This is a genomic window from Gemella bergeri ATCC 700627 (genome assembly GCF_000469465.1).
Lineage (GTDB): Bacteria > Bacillota > Bacilli > Staphylococcales > Gemellaceae > Gemella > Gemella bergeri.
This window is the reverse complement of the sequence record NZ_KI271873.1, coordinates 17,056-30,637: the sequence shown is the minus strand read 5'-3', so window position 1 is coordinate 30,637 and position 13,582 is coordinate 17,056. Positions and strand designations below refer to the sequence as shown.

The 13,582-nt window shown below is 31.5% G+C and carries 23 protein-coding genes; all 23 read left to right on the top strand.

Annotated features, from left to right (window positions below; all coding sequences use genetic code 11):
- Positions 1-48 precede the first annotated feature (48 nt).
- The 23 genes from HMPREF1983_RS07830 (at position 49) to HMPREF1983_RS07850 (ending at position 13,582) form a co-directional block, all read left to right on the top strand.
- Positions 49-198 carry a hypothetical protein gene (locus HMPREF1983_RS07830; RefSeq protein WP_162790164.1) on the top strand — a complete coding sequence of 50 codons (150 nt, stop codon included), beginning with the start codon at positions 49-51 and terminating at the stop codon, positions 196-198.
- Positions 176-364: a hypothetical protein gene (locus HMPREF1983_RS06965; RefSeq protein ID WP_040461274.1), complete on the top strand. Its 189-nt coding sequence runs from the start codon at positions 176-178 to the stop codon at positions 362-364. The genes HMPREF1983_RS07830 and HMPREF1983_RS06965 overlap by 23 nt, the downstream gene beginning before the upstream one ends.
- Complete coding sequence (locus tag HMPREF1983_RS06960; protein ID WP_021753608.1) at positions 364-873, top strand: dUTP diphosphatase; 510 nt, start codon at positions 364-366, stop codon at positions 871-873. The genes HMPREF1983_RS06965 and HMPREF1983_RS06960 overlap by 1 nt, the downstream gene beginning before the upstream one ends.
- 79 nt (positions 874-952) lie before the next feature.
- Complete coding sequence (locus tag HMPREF1983_RS06955; RefSeq protein ID WP_021753607.1) at positions 953-1,354, top strand: DUF3310 domain-containing protein; 402 nt, start codon at positions 953-955, stop codon at positions 1,352-1,354.
- Positions 1,355-1,395: 41 nt separating this feature from the next.
- On the top strand, positions 1,396-1,842 hold the full coding sequence (locus tag HMPREF1983_RS06950) for a YopX family protein (protein ID WP_021753606.1): 447 nt from the start codon (positions 1,396-1,398) through the stop codon (positions 1,840-1,842).
- A gap of 64 nt (positions 1,843-1,906) precedes the next feature.
- Positions 1,907-3,001 (top strand): hypothetical protein, encoded by a 1,095-nt coding sequence (locus tag HMPREF1983_RS07600; RefSeq protein WP_021753605.1) that lies wholly within the window; start codon positions 1,907-1,909, stop codon positions 2,999-3,001.
- 26 nt (positions 3,002-3,027) lie between these two features.
- The gene (locus HMPREF1983_RS06940) at positions 3,028-3,582 is read left to right on the top strand and encodes a site-specific integrase (RefSeq protein WP_021753604.1); all 555 of its coding nucleotides are present in this window, start codon (positions 3,028-3,030) and stop codon (positions 3,580-3,582) included.
- Positions 3,583-3,785: 203 nt separating this feature from the next.
- A complete protein-coding gene (gene ssb, locus HMPREF1983_RS06935) occupies positions 3,786-4,202 on the top strand; it encodes a single-stranded DNA-binding protein (protein WP_021753603.1) in 417 nt (138 codons plus the stop codon).
- Positions 4,203-4,234: 32 nt separating this feature from the next.
- Positions 4,235-4,762: a hypothetical protein gene (locus HMPREF1983_RS06930; protein WP_040461272.1), complete on the top strand. Its 528-nt coding sequence runs from the start codon at positions 4,235-4,237 to the stop codon at positions 4,760-4,762.
- 17 nt (positions 4,763-4,779) lie between these two features.
- On the top strand, positions 4,780-4,998 hold the full coding sequence (locus tag HMPREF1983_RS06925; RefSeq protein WP_021753601.1) for a hypothetical protein: 219 nt from the start codon (positions 4,780-4,782) through the stop codon (positions 4,996-4,998).
- Between the two features lie 39 nt (positions 4,999-5,037).
- A complete protein-coding gene (locus HMPREF1983_RS06920) occupies positions 5,038-5,274 on the top strand; it encodes a hypothetical protein (protein ID WP_021753600.1) in 237 nt (78 codons plus the stop codon).
- A gap of 5 nt (positions 5,275-5,279) precedes the next feature.
- On the top strand, positions 5,280-5,645 hold the full coding sequence (locus HMPREF1983_RS06915; RefSeq protein ID WP_021753599.1) for a YopX family protein: 366 nt from the start codon (positions 5,280-5,282) through the stop codon (positions 5,643-5,645).
- Positions 5,646-5,649: 4 nt separating this feature from the next.
- Complete coding sequence (locus tag HMPREF1983_RS06910) at positions 5,650-5,847, top strand: hypothetical protein (protein WP_040461269.1); 198 nt, start codon at positions 5,650-5,652, stop codon at positions 5,845-5,847.
- 2 nt (positions 5,848-5,849) lie between these two features.
- The gene (locus HMPREF1983_RS06905) at positions 5,850-6,197 is read left to right on the top strand and encodes a YopX family protein (RefSeq protein WP_021753597.1); all 348 of its coding nucleotides are present in this window, start codon (positions 5,850-5,852) and stop codon (positions 6,195-6,197) included.
- 15 nt (positions 6,198-6,212) lie between these two features.
- Positions 6,213-6,713 (top strand): early set domain-containing protein, encoded by a 501-nt coding sequence (locus HMPREF1983_RS06900; RefSeq protein ID WP_021753596.1) that lies wholly within the window; start codon positions 6,213-6,215, stop codon positions 6,711-6,713.
- Positions 6,714-7,094 carry a hypothetical protein gene (locus HMPREF1983_RS06895; RefSeq protein ID WP_021753595.1) on the top strand — a complete coding sequence of 127 codons (381 nt, stop codon included), beginning with the start codon at positions 6,714-6,716 and terminating at the stop codon, positions 7,092-7,094.
- 187 nt (positions 7,095-7,281) lie between these two features.
- The gene (locus HMPREF1983_RS06890; protein WP_021753594.1) at positions 7,282-7,629 is read left to right on the top strand and encodes an HNH endonuclease; all 348 of its coding nucleotides are present in this window, start codon (positions 7,282-7,284) and stop codon (positions 7,627-7,629) included.
- Between the two features lie 208 nt (positions 7,630-7,837).
- Positions 7,838-9,295, top strand: a complete 1,458-nt coding sequence (locus tag HMPREF1983_RS06885) for a phage portal protein (protein WP_040461267.1) — start codon at positions 7,838-7,840, stop codon at positions 9,293-9,295.
- Positions 9,288-10,433 carry a CdiA C-terminal domain-containing protein gene (locus HMPREF1983_RS07595; RefSeq protein WP_021753592.1) on the top strand — a complete coding sequence of 382 codons (1,146 nt, stop codon included), beginning with the start codon at positions 9,288-9,290 and terminating at the stop codon, positions 10,431-10,433. The genes HMPREF1983_RS06885 and HMPREF1983_RS07595 overlap by 8 nt, the downstream gene beginning before the upstream one ends.
- A 155-nt stretch (positions 10,434-10,588) precedes the next feature.
- On the top strand, positions 10,589-11,989 hold the full coding sequence (locus HMPREF1983_RS06875) for a terminase large subunit (RefSeq protein WP_021753591.1): 1,401 nt from the start codon (positions 10,589-10,591) through the stop codon (positions 11,987-11,989).
- 51 nt (positions 11,990-12,040) lie between these two features.
- Positions 12,041-12,493: a hypothetical protein gene (locus HMPREF1983_RS06870; protein ID WP_021753590.1), complete on the top strand. Its 453-nt coding sequence runs from the start codon at positions 12,041-12,043 to the stop codon at positions 12,491-12,493.
- A gap of 17 nt (positions 12,494-12,510) precedes the next feature.
- Positions 12,511-13,416, top strand: a complete 906-nt coding sequence (locus tag HMPREF1983_RS06865) for a phage major capsid family protein (RefSeq protein WP_021753589.1) — start codon at positions 12,511-12,513, stop codon at positions 13,414-13,416.
- A 10-nt stretch (positions 13,417-13,426) separates the two neighbouring features.
- Entirely contained in the window at positions 13,427-13,582 is a 156-nt protein-coding gene (locus HMPREF1983_RS07850) for a hypothetical protein (RefSeq protein ID WP_021753588.1), read from the top strand.

Here is a 13,582-nt window from a genome sequence, read left to right as displayed (position 1 = left end):
TCCTTTGAGGTAATTATAGCATAGAAAATACGAAAGGAGATGATTAAAATGATTGTGGTAACTGTAAAGAATTCTGATTTATCGAAATTAGCGATTGATAACTTGAATAAATTTTTTACAAAATTATTTAATAACAGACCGGAATTGATAGAGCAATTACAAAAGGAGACAAAAGATGAAACTACACAGAGGAACTAACAACGCTGTATATTTGTCAATTACAACGACTAGCGCGTTCGCATTGATGGCAAGCAATATAGAATGGGGGACTATTTTAGCAGTATCTCTATTCACTGCAATGGCATGGGCGTATATCTTTGATAAAAGAATTGATAATTTTTTCCCGGAGAGTGACGTTGAATAATGAATACTTATGAATTACACGATAAATTAATCGAACTTCAATCGTTACAATGCGAAGTTGATGCCCATGTTGAAATATGGAAAAGGGAAAATATAACCACAGCTTTACACGAAGAGTTTCACGAATGGTATAACACGCTTGAATTATTCAAAGATTGGAAAAAGAATAGAGGAAAATCTAAAGAAGTACAATTAGAGGAATTAGCCGATTGCTTAGCATTTGCTTTATCGTTGTTAAATGATGATAAGCGAAATTTAAGCCTAATGAGATGTATTTTTATCACAAAAAGAATGGAGAATAATTCTCATCAAAAAGGAATGTTAAATGAGATAAGCAAAGGTTATTTGTTCGCTAAAAGAGTAATAAATACAGTATTTGTTCAAGAAAGCGAAATGGCAATTGAGTTAATTTTAGATATAGCAATGTTATATTATTCGCTTGAAGATCTATTTGAAGCGTACGAGCGAAAATCAAAAATAAATATCCAAAGACAGAAAGAGAATTATTAAAAACAGCCCTCTGAGAAAGGACTGTATAAATAACATATTATAAGTTAAAAATAACATATTTAGGAGGAAAAAGCAAGTAATGAGAGATAATATTAACCCGGATCACTATAGAATATTAACAAAAAATGGAGAGTTTGAAACAATAGATCTAATTCAAAGTATAGTTACTGATTTTGGTAGTGTGTGTCAAGCCAATATCTTGAAATATGGAATAAGAGCAAACAAGAAACACGATAAACCTACAGAAGATATTAAGAAAATAGTCAGATATTGTGAATTTTGGCTTAATGAGTTGGAAGGTAAGAAAGCTTCTGCAAGTGTAGTGGTTAATAGTTTACTAGGAGAGCAGGAGAAAGAACTTGTTAGGGATAAAAATATCAAAGTTGTAAGAGTTAATAGCGAAAATATTCCTATACAAGTATCTAATGATATTAAAAATACCATAGATGCATTAGGAAAGTTGATTTATGGTGAAGATTAATAAAGTATAAAAAAGAAATGAACAATGGGTGGTGATGTGTTATGAATATTCCTAATTTAAAAGCGTTTGTTGATAATAAAATATATAATGTTATCGGCTGGAATGGTGATTATATTATTCTTAGTAGAAGATATGAGAATAGTTATATTCAGTCGCTTAATGTTAAGAAGAATGATGTTGTTTTAATGCTAGGAAGTAGCCTTGTTGATAGAAAGGGGAATGAGATTTTTAGCGGTGATATTGTTAAAAATTCTGATAAGGATATGGGAATAGTTAGATTTAAGGAAGGGTGTTTTGAGGTTGATTTTAAAGAGTATATTCCTAATGTTTTGGGTCTTGTTAATGATGATTTAGAGATTATTGGGAATGTGCATAAGAATAAAAGTTTGTTGGAGAAAATAACACAAGTAAATACTAAAAAATCCACTATTTGTCTTAATAATGTTGAAAGAAGATTAAGTAAAAAAAGGAAAAGAGCGTCTAAATAAGACACTCATGATGTAGTTTAATTATATTACATATTTTTTAAAAAAGCAAGAGAGGAGATAGGTTATGTTACTCTTCGACGAACAACCAATAGTGTTTGATAGGGTGCTTGCCAGAGAGATAGGTGATAGACAAGCAACAGTTTTACAACAGGTACATTATTGGATAGAGATTAATAGAAAAAAGCAGAATAAGGAGGTATATAAGGACGGTTATTATTGGACATATAGATCTATAAAGAATTGGCACGAAGAAGAGTTTGATTATTTATCTTTATCTACAGTAAGACGGACGTTTGAAGATTTGATAACTAAGGGATATTTGATTACAGGAGAGTATAATAAGTTTGGTTCAGATAGAACAAAGTGGTACAGAGTAAATAAAGAAATGTTAAAAAAGTTATATTTAAAAAAATCTAAAGCAAAAGAAGAAAAAAACCATTTGTCAATTTTGACAAATGCAAATGCTCAAAATGAACAAATGCAAATGCTCAAAATGAACAATTCTGATTTGCTCAAAATGAGCGAACCAATACAAGAGAATAAAAAGAGATTATATAAAGAGAATATATATGATTCATCTCAGTCTAATATAAATAATAATAAAGATGGAGGTGAAGTCTCAAGAGTGAATGAGGAACGGACGAACGATAATACTAAAAAGGTAAGTCGTAGGTATAATACTCAATACTTTAGAGACAGCTTTGGGTATACCCGAGTCAGCATGAATATAAAAAAAGAGTTAGACAAGTGGATTAAATATGTAGTTGATATTTGTCTCATGCATCCTGATACTAAAGTCAATATTGGTAAAATTCAAACCACCGCAGGGAATGCACAAGAAAAATTTATTAAATTAAGAGAGAAACATATTGCATACATTTTAGAGAGGCTAAAAGGAGTTTCATATCCAACTAACCACAGAAATTATATGTTAGCAGTTCTTTATAATGCAGAAGACCAATATGAAAGTAGCCAGTCAACTTTTAAAGGGGAGCAAGGGAAACATTATTCTCCCATACCAGACTATCTACAACAACAAATAGAGGGGATTGGAGATATTGCACTTAAAAAAAGGACTACTCCCACCGTAAAAGATGAAGAAGCCTATAACGAAATGCTACGTGAATTAAACAAAGGAAAAGAGTGTAAAGACGATTGATGAATTTCAAATTTGGAGGAAATTAGATGGAATTTGTGGAACCGTTGCGAACACAAGAAGAATTAGATGCAATGAATTATTATTTTAAAAACCGCAACGATCGAGATTACTTACTTTTTTACATGGGAATAAATGTTGCCTTTAGAATAAGCGATTTATTAGGTTTGAAAGTAGGAGATGTAAGAGGGCGTGATAAAGTAAGAAGACGTGAAATGAAGACTGGTAAGCTAAGAGAAATGGTTATATTACCCAAATTAAAGCGTGTTTTAGACGAGTATTGTTCAGATAAAGAAGATGAGGAATATTTATTCAAATCAACACGCTATAAGAATTCTAACAGACCTATCACAAGGACACAGGCATATAGGATACTGAAGGCTGGTGCTAAGGAGTGTGGAATAAAGAATATTGGTACTCACAGCTTTAGGAAAACATTTGGTTATCATTTCTATAAAGAGAGTAGGGATGTAGTAACACTTATGAAATTATTTAATCACCATGATCCTAGTATCACATTAAGATATATAGGAATTGAACGAGATGAGATGAGTAAAGCTGTAAAAAAATGGGGTGGGTTATAACCTCATTTTTAAGATAAATCTAAATATGTAACGAAAAAGGAAAATATTACATGACTAAAATGACAACATACGTGGGATATTGATAATAGAGAATTTGAAACATATTTAAAAGAAGTAACACTTTATAAGATATGTTACTAAATATTTAATAAACTACTCAATCAATCAGTCAATCATTTAAGAAATAAAAGGAGAAATTAATAATGATTAATAATGTAGTTTTGACAGGAAGATTAACTAGAGATATAGAATTAAAACAGACAACTACAAACAAGACCGCAGTAAACTTTACATTGGCTGTGAACAGAAATTATAAAAATGAACAAGGAGAACAACAAGCAGATTTTATCAACTGTACAGCATACGGAAAACAAGCGGAAAATATGTCAAGATTTTTAAATAAAGGTAGCTTGATAGGTATAGTGGGAAGAATAGCAACAAGAAATTATAAAAATAAAAATGGGGAAATTATATATGTCACAGAAGTAATAGCAGATCGCATTAATTTTTTAGAAAGCAAGAGACAACAAGGCGATTTCAATCAACCTATATACTCAAATTTTGGTGACATTGGTTATTTTGATGATTATAACAAAGTAAATCCATTTATAGAAGATTAGCAGCAGTGATGAATGGAGTAGGGGGTAAGAAGATGAGTTTTAGTCAACAAATAAAACAATCAAAAGCAGATGAGTGGTACACGTTGCCATACAGCGTGGAATTAATATTGCCTTTTTTAAAAGAAAAAGGCTTCAAAAAAATATGGTGCCCCTTTGATAAAAAAGATAGTGAGTTTGTTAAAATTCTTAAAAAAGAAAATTTTGAAGTAACTCACGGGCATATAGAAACTGGACAAGATTTCTTTGATTATGAGAAAATTCCTGAAGGATGTGAGGTTGTCGTGAGTAACCCACCTTTTAGCAAAAGAGATGCAATTTTTGAAAGATTATATAAATTGAAAATACCTTTTGCATTAATAATGAATTCTAATGGAATTTTCGATAGTAAAAAAAGATTTGAACTATTCAAAAATAATAACTTTGAAATATTAGTCCCACAAGGGAGAATGAATTTTCATAATGGAGAACAGGTTAAAAACAGTCCCAACTTTCAAAGTGTATATATGTGTAATGGTATTTTGGGAGAAAAAATAGTTTTCGTCAACATGAAAAAAGAATAAAAGTAGGAGGATAAGAGATGTTAGGAACAATTTTAGAAAAAAATAAATTACTAATTACTAAGTATATTGGAAAAGGGGAGGATGAACGAAAGAAATTTGAATTACTTTTAACGACGAATTCCGCTCCTGTTATAAAATATAGAGGTGAAAGATTTGTATATAATTGGGAAGAATTAATAAAATTCGCCATTAATATTATTGATGAAAAATTAGATGGTAATAAGAATTGCAAATAAAATTAAACAAGAACAAAAAGTTAAAGAGAGGATATCATTATGACACTAGATAAAATAAATAAAATATTAATTATGCTAGTAATTATGGCATTTACATTCGTCATTGGAATGTATGCCGGGGGCTATCACACGGGTAAAAATTTACAAAAAGTAGCGAATGAGAACATCATGTTGAATAAAAGAATAGATTGGTTAGTTTATCAAAATAAGCAGTTAGATGACGCTAATCAAAATTTAGAGGATAGATTGAAAAATTATCAGAATAAGAGGGGTTAAATAAAATGAAATATAGAGCGTGGTTAACTAATAAATTTATGATGGTAAATGTTGATAAAGTACATTTCGATACTGGCGTTATATCATATCACACTGGAATAGCAGCACCGAAAAGAAGTAAGTGCTACAAATTAATGAAATCAACAGGTGAATATGATAGTAACGGTGATGAAATTTACGAGGGTGATATATTGACTGATGAGGGTAGTTTCAATCATGAAAGTTGGGACTATGGAATAGTTGAATGTGACGATGAAGAAGAATTTTATATTAATTGGAAACTTGAAGACTATTACGAGCCATTAGTGAATAGTGATAATTATGTAATAGCTGGTAATGTTTATAAAGATAGTTATTTGTTGGAGGAATAAAAGAATGATAATAATTAAAGGTAAACCTATAGAAGTTATTGGTATGAAGTGTATAAAATTAGATAAAGAAACATTATGTTCAAATTTATATATGCTGTATGAAAATTCAGAAGTAGAAACTATTGAGGAATTTTTAGAAGAAGTTGAAGGGGAAGATATATTGGCGACACTGGATAAATTCCCTTGGGATAAGGAGAAATAATAATGTTACCACCTAAAATATATGTTAAAGATAGAAAAAAAGTGTACGATGTTGAATGTTTAAATTTTGATAACAAAACAGTAGGATTTCATGATAAACATGGATTTTTATATTTGTTTAATTTTGAAGAAGTTATATTCATGGAAAATACAGGATTTAAAGATAAGAATGGTAATAACATCTATGAGGGGGATATAGTAAAATGTCATAATAAATATTCGGAAATAAGAAAAAACGTTATGGGTGAGTATTATTTGGGCTATAGAGGATTAGTAGAAGAAGACTTGTGGTTTACAAATACAATTTCAGAAGTAGTAGGTAATATTTTCGAAAATGATTTTAAATTTTAAGTAAGGAGATTAACAATGAAACTAACTAGAGAAGAATACAATGAACTAAAAAGACAATTTGATGAATTAGCTAAGAAGTTTAACGAATTCGAGATGGAGGAAGAAAAGAAACATTTTGAGGTGGAAATACCAGAAATTTTAAAAGGGTGGTACTACGTTTGCGATAAAGGAGAGGTCTACGAAATAGTAATTGACAGTTATGCACGGGATAGTTTCTATCTACAAGGTATAGTTTTCAAAACTAAAGAGGAAGCTGAACGTTTTGCTAAAGAACGTCAGTTATTATTCAAAATAAAACAGTGGGCGGAAGAAAAAAACGGAGGTTGGCAGCCTGATTGGAATAATAACCTAAAAAAGAAATTTTATATAGACGCGTGTGTTAATGTCCTAGAAACTAACTATACTTGCTGGTATAATAAATTATCAAAACTCCCTTACTTTAAGTCGGAAGAAATAGCACTAGAATGTATTGATTTATTCGGTGATGAGATATTGGAGGTTTTAGGAGAAAAATAGATGTATACAAGAGAAGACGCTAGAGAATACCTTAAAACGTATAAAATTTTGAAATTAGAATGTGAAATGTTTTTGCTTTACGAATTTCAACAGGGAAATAAAAGTGAAATTTCAACTCAAAAAACCGGGAGAGAAAATGAACGTAATCTTATTAAAAAAATTGATAATAAAGATTATCAGCGGAAAAAACATATATTACGATGCATTGAATCGGTTTTTAAAAGTTTAAATTATGAGGAAGAAAGGATCATTAAGCAAAAATTTTTTGATAGGCTAAAAAATCAGCAGATAGCAAATAAGAATTTTATGAGCAGAACTAAAATGAAATACATTGTCAATAAAATATTAGATGAATTAGTAAAAAAACTTAATGAAAAATAAAAGTTTGACCTTTTTGACCTTTTTTATGTGTTATAATGGTAATGTGGACATTTTAGGTAGAACTTAAAAATTCACAGTATACCTTCTTAATTTTATTTTTATTTAACTTAAGACAGTCGAGAGATTGTCTTTTTATTTTACCCCCCCACCATTGAATATATACCGGGGTACTAAAAATAGGGGGTGGATGTGGAGAAATACCGTGAGAGCAGATAAGACCGGGACACACCGTGTAGCCTTTGATAAGAATAAGAAACGGTTGTTAAAGACACAAAACTATTGTGGAATTTGTGGCAAACCAGTAGATAAATCTATAAAATACCCAGACCCATTAAGTCCGGTAATAGATCATATAATACCAGTGGCAAAAGGCGGACATCCATCAGATTTAGATAACTTACAATTGGCACACTTTCACTGTAATAGAGAGAAAGCTGATAAGTTATTTAACATTAGCACCAACAAGAAAGCTGATGTTATAGGTAACAGAAATTTACCACAAACTATGAATTGGGTAAAATATAAAGGAAAGTAAGAAAAAAATAGAACAAAAAGCGAAAAAATAGTATTTTTTGATTAAAAAGCCTAATTTATCAAGGTTTCAAACAAAAATTAATTTTAAATGTTGATTTATCAAGGTTTATGGGGCATAACTCCCTCCCCTCAGCTTCGGCTGATCTTCACGCCGTCACTGTACATTTTTTCTCGTGCGAAAATAAAGAGTTTAGAAAGGAGTGATTTTATTGGAATATAAAGGTATAAATTACTTGCGTAAAAAGTTAGCAATTACTTATCCACGTGTAAATTTAAGATATAAGCAGTATGCCATGAAGCACACTGACGAACAATACGGGATTACCATTCCTAATGAATTGAGATATCAATATCGTTCGGTATTAGGGTGGTGTGCGAAGACAGTTGACAGCTTAGCGGATAGATTAGTTTTTAGAGAATTTGAAAACGATGATTTTAACGTAAATAAAATTTTCAAACAAAATAATCCAGATATATTTTTTGATAGTGTTATCCTATCTTCTTTAATCGCTTCATGTAGTTTTGTATACATTTCTAAAGTTGGAAATGATGAACCTAGATTACAAGTTATTGAGGCAAGTAATGCGACTGGGATATTAGATCCTATAACTGGATTGTTAACAGAGGGATATGCGGTCTTAAAAAGAGACGATAGCGGAAAAGCAATATTAGAAGCCTATTTCACTGAAAATGAAACCATCATTATAAATTTAAAAACTAGCGAACAAACAGTAGTTAAGAATACGGCGGGTATTCCGTTACTAGTACCTGTTATTCATGCTCCAGATAGTGTACGCCCTTTTGGTAGGTCTAGAATAACACGTTCAGGTATGTATTATCAGAAACTAGCAAAAAGAACGTTAGAACGTGCTGATGTAACAGCTGAATTCTATTCGTTTCCTCAAAAATACATTTTGGGAATGGATCCAGAAGCTGAACCATTAGAAAGTTGGAAAGCTACAGTTTCTAGTATGCTTCAAATTTCAGCAAATTCCGATGGAGATAAACCAACACTTGGTCAATTCACTACTCCGTCGATGTCACCGTTTACAGAACAGTTGAGAACTGCCGCAGCTTTATTTGCAGGAGAAACAGGATTGACATTAGATGATTTAGGTTTTGTCTCTGATAATCCATCGTCTGTTGAAGCTATTAAAGCTAGTCACGAAAATTTAAGATTAGCAGGTAAAAAAGCTCAAAGGTCTTTAGGAAGTGGTCTTTTGAATGTTGCTTATGTTGCGTGCTGTTTGCGTGATGATTTCAGATATAATCGTGGTCGTTTTATAGATACTGTGCCTAAATGGGAGCCGTTATTCGAGGCTGATGCTAATATGCTTACTTTGATTGGTGATGGTGTCATTAAACTTAATCAAGCATTACCAGGATACATTGACAGTAACGTAATTCGTGATTTAACAGGAATTAAAGGTAATATGAATGCTAAGCCAAAAATAGAAGAAACCGAACAGAAAACTACTAAATCAGATGATAAACAACAAAATAGAATTATCTCAACGTATGAAATCACATCATTGTTAAGTAATTATCAAAAAGGTGTTTTATCTAAAGAAAATGGCATTTTGTTACTAACATCTACTGGAATGAGTAAGCAAGAAGCAGAAGGTATGCTTAATAAAACATCAGTTTTGGAGCAGGTCGATGAATAATGAGTTGTTGGAGCGTATTACACAGACGTTCGAAAAACGTTTAAAAAAGGTAAATATTAAAGCTAAATCTTATGAAGATGTGAACGAATATGCAGTAGTATTAGGAGAAATTCTTACTACTGCTTTTAATATACATATTAATGAAAATCCAGGAAATTCAATCGAAGAAATACTTAATGATAGGTTAAAAGAAAATCATAGGTTTATTACTGAACGTGGTAGATTAGTTCAAGATATTTTGAATAGACAAGCTAATATAGGGTTAGGGGCTCAAATCCCCAAGGTGAATCAAAGCAGAATAGATGGATTAGTAAATAGGTTAACAGAGGGGGATTTTGAAAAGTCCAAATGGCTGTTAGGTTCTCCTATCGTCAATTTTAGTCAATCTGTTGTTGATGATATGGTTAGAAAAAATGCTGAATTTCATTTTAAATCCGGGATGAGTCCAAAAATTATTAGAAAAGAAACGGGTAAATGTTGCAAATGGTGTAAAAATTTAGTAGGTACATATAGGTATCCTGATGTCCCTAAAGATGTGTATAGACGGCATCAAAATTGCCGTTGTACCGTTGAATACATTCCTAAAAAAGGTATCAGACAAGATGTTCATACTAAGAAAATAAAGTATGAAACAAAAGAAGGCACAAAAGAATTAGCATATGCAAGTATAAAATCTAAGTGGTTAAAAAACTACAAAGAACCTAAAGTCAGTGTTGCTAAATTTTGGGAATATAATGGAACTAAATATTTTGTCGACAAAAAAACTGTTTTTTTAGATTATAGTATCAAAGAAAAAGAAGTAGCGGAAATTATAGCTAATAAATTTGGAGTAGAAATATTTCTAAATCCTAAAGTATATTATCCTGAAAATATACCTACTTCTGATTTCACTATAAATAATGTTAACTATGATTTAAAAGAGATAATTAGCATAGGGAGAAATAATATAGACACTGCGATAAAAGGTGGTAAAAAGCAAGCGAGTAACTTTGTGCTAGATTATACAAAATCTGGACTATCTAGGAAAGAAATAGATCACAGATTAAACAGGTTATATAAAAATCCACACAGAAAGTGGGTTGAAAATATAATTTTAATAAAAGACAACGTTATCGAAGATATTGTTTCTAAGAAATAATTAAAAGAGATATTGATCCATCCTCCAAAATAAAATGGGGGGAGGACGTCCAATATCTCTTTCATCTATTTTTATTATATTACAAAAACTAATAAAAGTCAAATTTTGTCCTACCATATGACGTTAAACTGGGTAGATTGGAAAGGAGACACTAAATGACAAAGTTTGGTATTCAAACTCCTTCACAATCGGTAATATTAGACTATAACGAAAGTCGCTATCAAGAGGCTGTAGATTTATATAAGCGAACTAAACTAGAAGTTTACGAGTGGCAATTAAATTTGCTAAAGGCAATTATGGCAACTGATGATGAGGGACTTTGGACTCATCAAAAGTTTGGTTATTCTTTGCCACGTCGTAATGGTAAGACTGAGATAGTTTATATTTTGGAAATATGGTCTTTACATCAAGGTATTAATATTCTACATACCGCACATAGAATCAGTACATCTCATTCATCTTTTGAAAAGGTAAAAAAGTATCTTGAAAAGATGGGATATGTTGATGGAGAGGATTTTAATTCTATCCGTGCTAAAGGGCAGGAGAGAATAGAGTTATATTCTTCTGGGGGTGTGGTTCAATTCAGAACTCGTACTAAAAACGGTGGGCTTGGCGAAGGTTTTGACCTTATGATTATAGACGAAGCTCAAGAATATACTATTGAACAAGAATCGGCCTTGAAATATACGGTAACTGACAGTAAGAATCCTATGACGGTAATGTGTGGGACTCCTCCGACACCAGTTTCTATAGGTACTGTTTTTACTAAATATAGAGAAGCTTGTTTGTTTGGTAAGAGTAAATATTCTGGTTGGGCTGAATGGTCTGTTGATTCCGAAAAAGAAATAGGCGATATAGACGCTTGGTATAATTCTAATCCATCTTTAGGGTATCATTTGACGGAAAGAAAAATTGAAGCTGAGCTTGGCGAAGATAAGCTTGACCACAATGTCCAACGGCTTGGTTTTTGGCCGTCGTTTTCTCAAAAATCTGTTATCAGTGAAAAAGAGTGGGATGGTTTAAAATTAATAGATAAAACTACTTTTAAGGGTAAGTTATCTGTTGGAATTAAATACGGTAATGATGGTGCTAATGTTAGCATGAGTATTGCTGTTAAAACTGATGATGAACGTATTTTTATTGAAACTATTGATTGTCAAAGTTTGAGAAATGGAAATATGTGGCTTATTAATTTTATAAAATCAGCTGATGTTGGTACTATTGTAATTGATGGTGCTAGCGGTCAAAAAATGCTTGAAGAAGAGTTGAAAGATTATAGAGTTAAAAACATCATCTTACCTACAGTTAAAGAGATTATTACAGCTAATTCAATTTTTGAACAAGGAATTTATCAAAAAACTATTTGCCATAATGGTCAACCTTCTCTAAGAAAGGTTGCTACTAATTGTGAAAAACGTAATATAGGTAGCAATGGTGGTTTTGGATATAAATCACAGTTTGATGATATGGATATTTCGTTATTGGATAGTGCATTGCTTGCACATTGGGCTTGTCATTCGATTAAGCCTAAGAAGAAACAAAGGATAAGCTATTAGTAGCTTAAATTACCGAACGGACGGGAAATCCGGAAAAAAGGAGAAATAAAAATGACAGAATTTAGACCGATTGAAACTCAAGAACAATTAAACGCTATTATTAAACAAAGATTAGAGCGTGAGAAAGTTAAGTATTCAGATTATGATAATTTAGTTGAAAAAATTCAAGATTTAGAGACGGAAAATTTAAACTTAAAACAAACTATAGATCAACATAAAGAAAATGATAGCGTTAATCTTAATAAGATTGCAGAATTAGAAAAGAATATTAATAGCTATCAAACAAAAAATCTTAAACAGCAAATAGCTATAAAAAATGGCTTGCCATTTGATTTGGCTGATAGATTACGAGGGGACGATGAAGAAAGTTTAAATGAAGATGCTGAACGTCTAGCATCATTAGTAACAGTGAAAAATTATTCACAGCCTTTAGCTACCACTGAACCACAAGTAGAACAAGGTGTAGACTCAGCTTGGAGAGATGTGGTTAGAAATTTAAAATAAAAAGGAGAATTTAAAATATGTCAACAAACGCATTAAAAAAAGGGACTTTATTTAGTCCAGAATTAGTTAAAGAAATAATGAGTAAAGTAAAAGGGCATTCGACTCTTGCTAATTTGTCTACTCAAACACCTATTCCATTTAATGGAACTGAACAATTTATTTTCAATTTAGACGGCAATGCTCAAATAGTTGGAGAGGGTGAACAAAAAGGAGCAGGAAGTGCTACTGTAACTTCTAAAATTATCAAACCTTTAAAATTTGTTTATCAAGCTCGTATTACAGATGAGTTCAAATATGCATCTGAAGAAAAACAATTAGATTTTTTAAAACATTATGCAGATGGTTTCGCTAAAAAAATGGCAGAAGCTTTTGATATTGCAGCTATTCATGGTTTAGAACCTAAAACGTTAACAGACGCTAGTTTTAAAGCTACTAACTCATTTGATGGAGTAATAACTAGTAACGTAGTAACTTATGCAGCTGATAAAATTGATGAAAACTTAGAAGATGCCGTAAATACTATTGTAGTTAACGGCAATGAAGTAACTGGTATTGCAATGTCACCTGTAGCAGGGCAAGCTATGTCTAAAATAAAAAATCCACAACAAGGTATTCACTTATATCCGGAATTTAGATTTGGTCAACGCCCAACTAATTTTGCAAATATGGACTTAGATATCAATAAGACTTTAACGGTAACTGGTGGAACTGCTGAAACAGACCACGCTATTGTAGGGGATTTCAAAAATATGTTTAAATGGGGTTATGCGGAAAATATTCCTATGGAAATCATAGAATATGGTGATCCAGATGGTGCAGGTCGAGACTTAAAGGCGTACAACGAAATATTATTACGTGCTGAAGCGTTCATTGGTTGGGGTATCCTTGATGAAAAATCATTTGCTCGTGTTAAACAAGCATAGGAGGTAGTGTATGACTAATATCTATAAAGATAAAGTTACTGGAGCAGTTGTATTGGTAGAAAGTGAACTGTCTGGTGATTGGGAGTTTGTAGGGGTTAAAGAAGAACCTACAGAAGAACCTAGGGAAAAAACAAAAAGTAAAGAGGTAGATTCTACCGAAGAATAG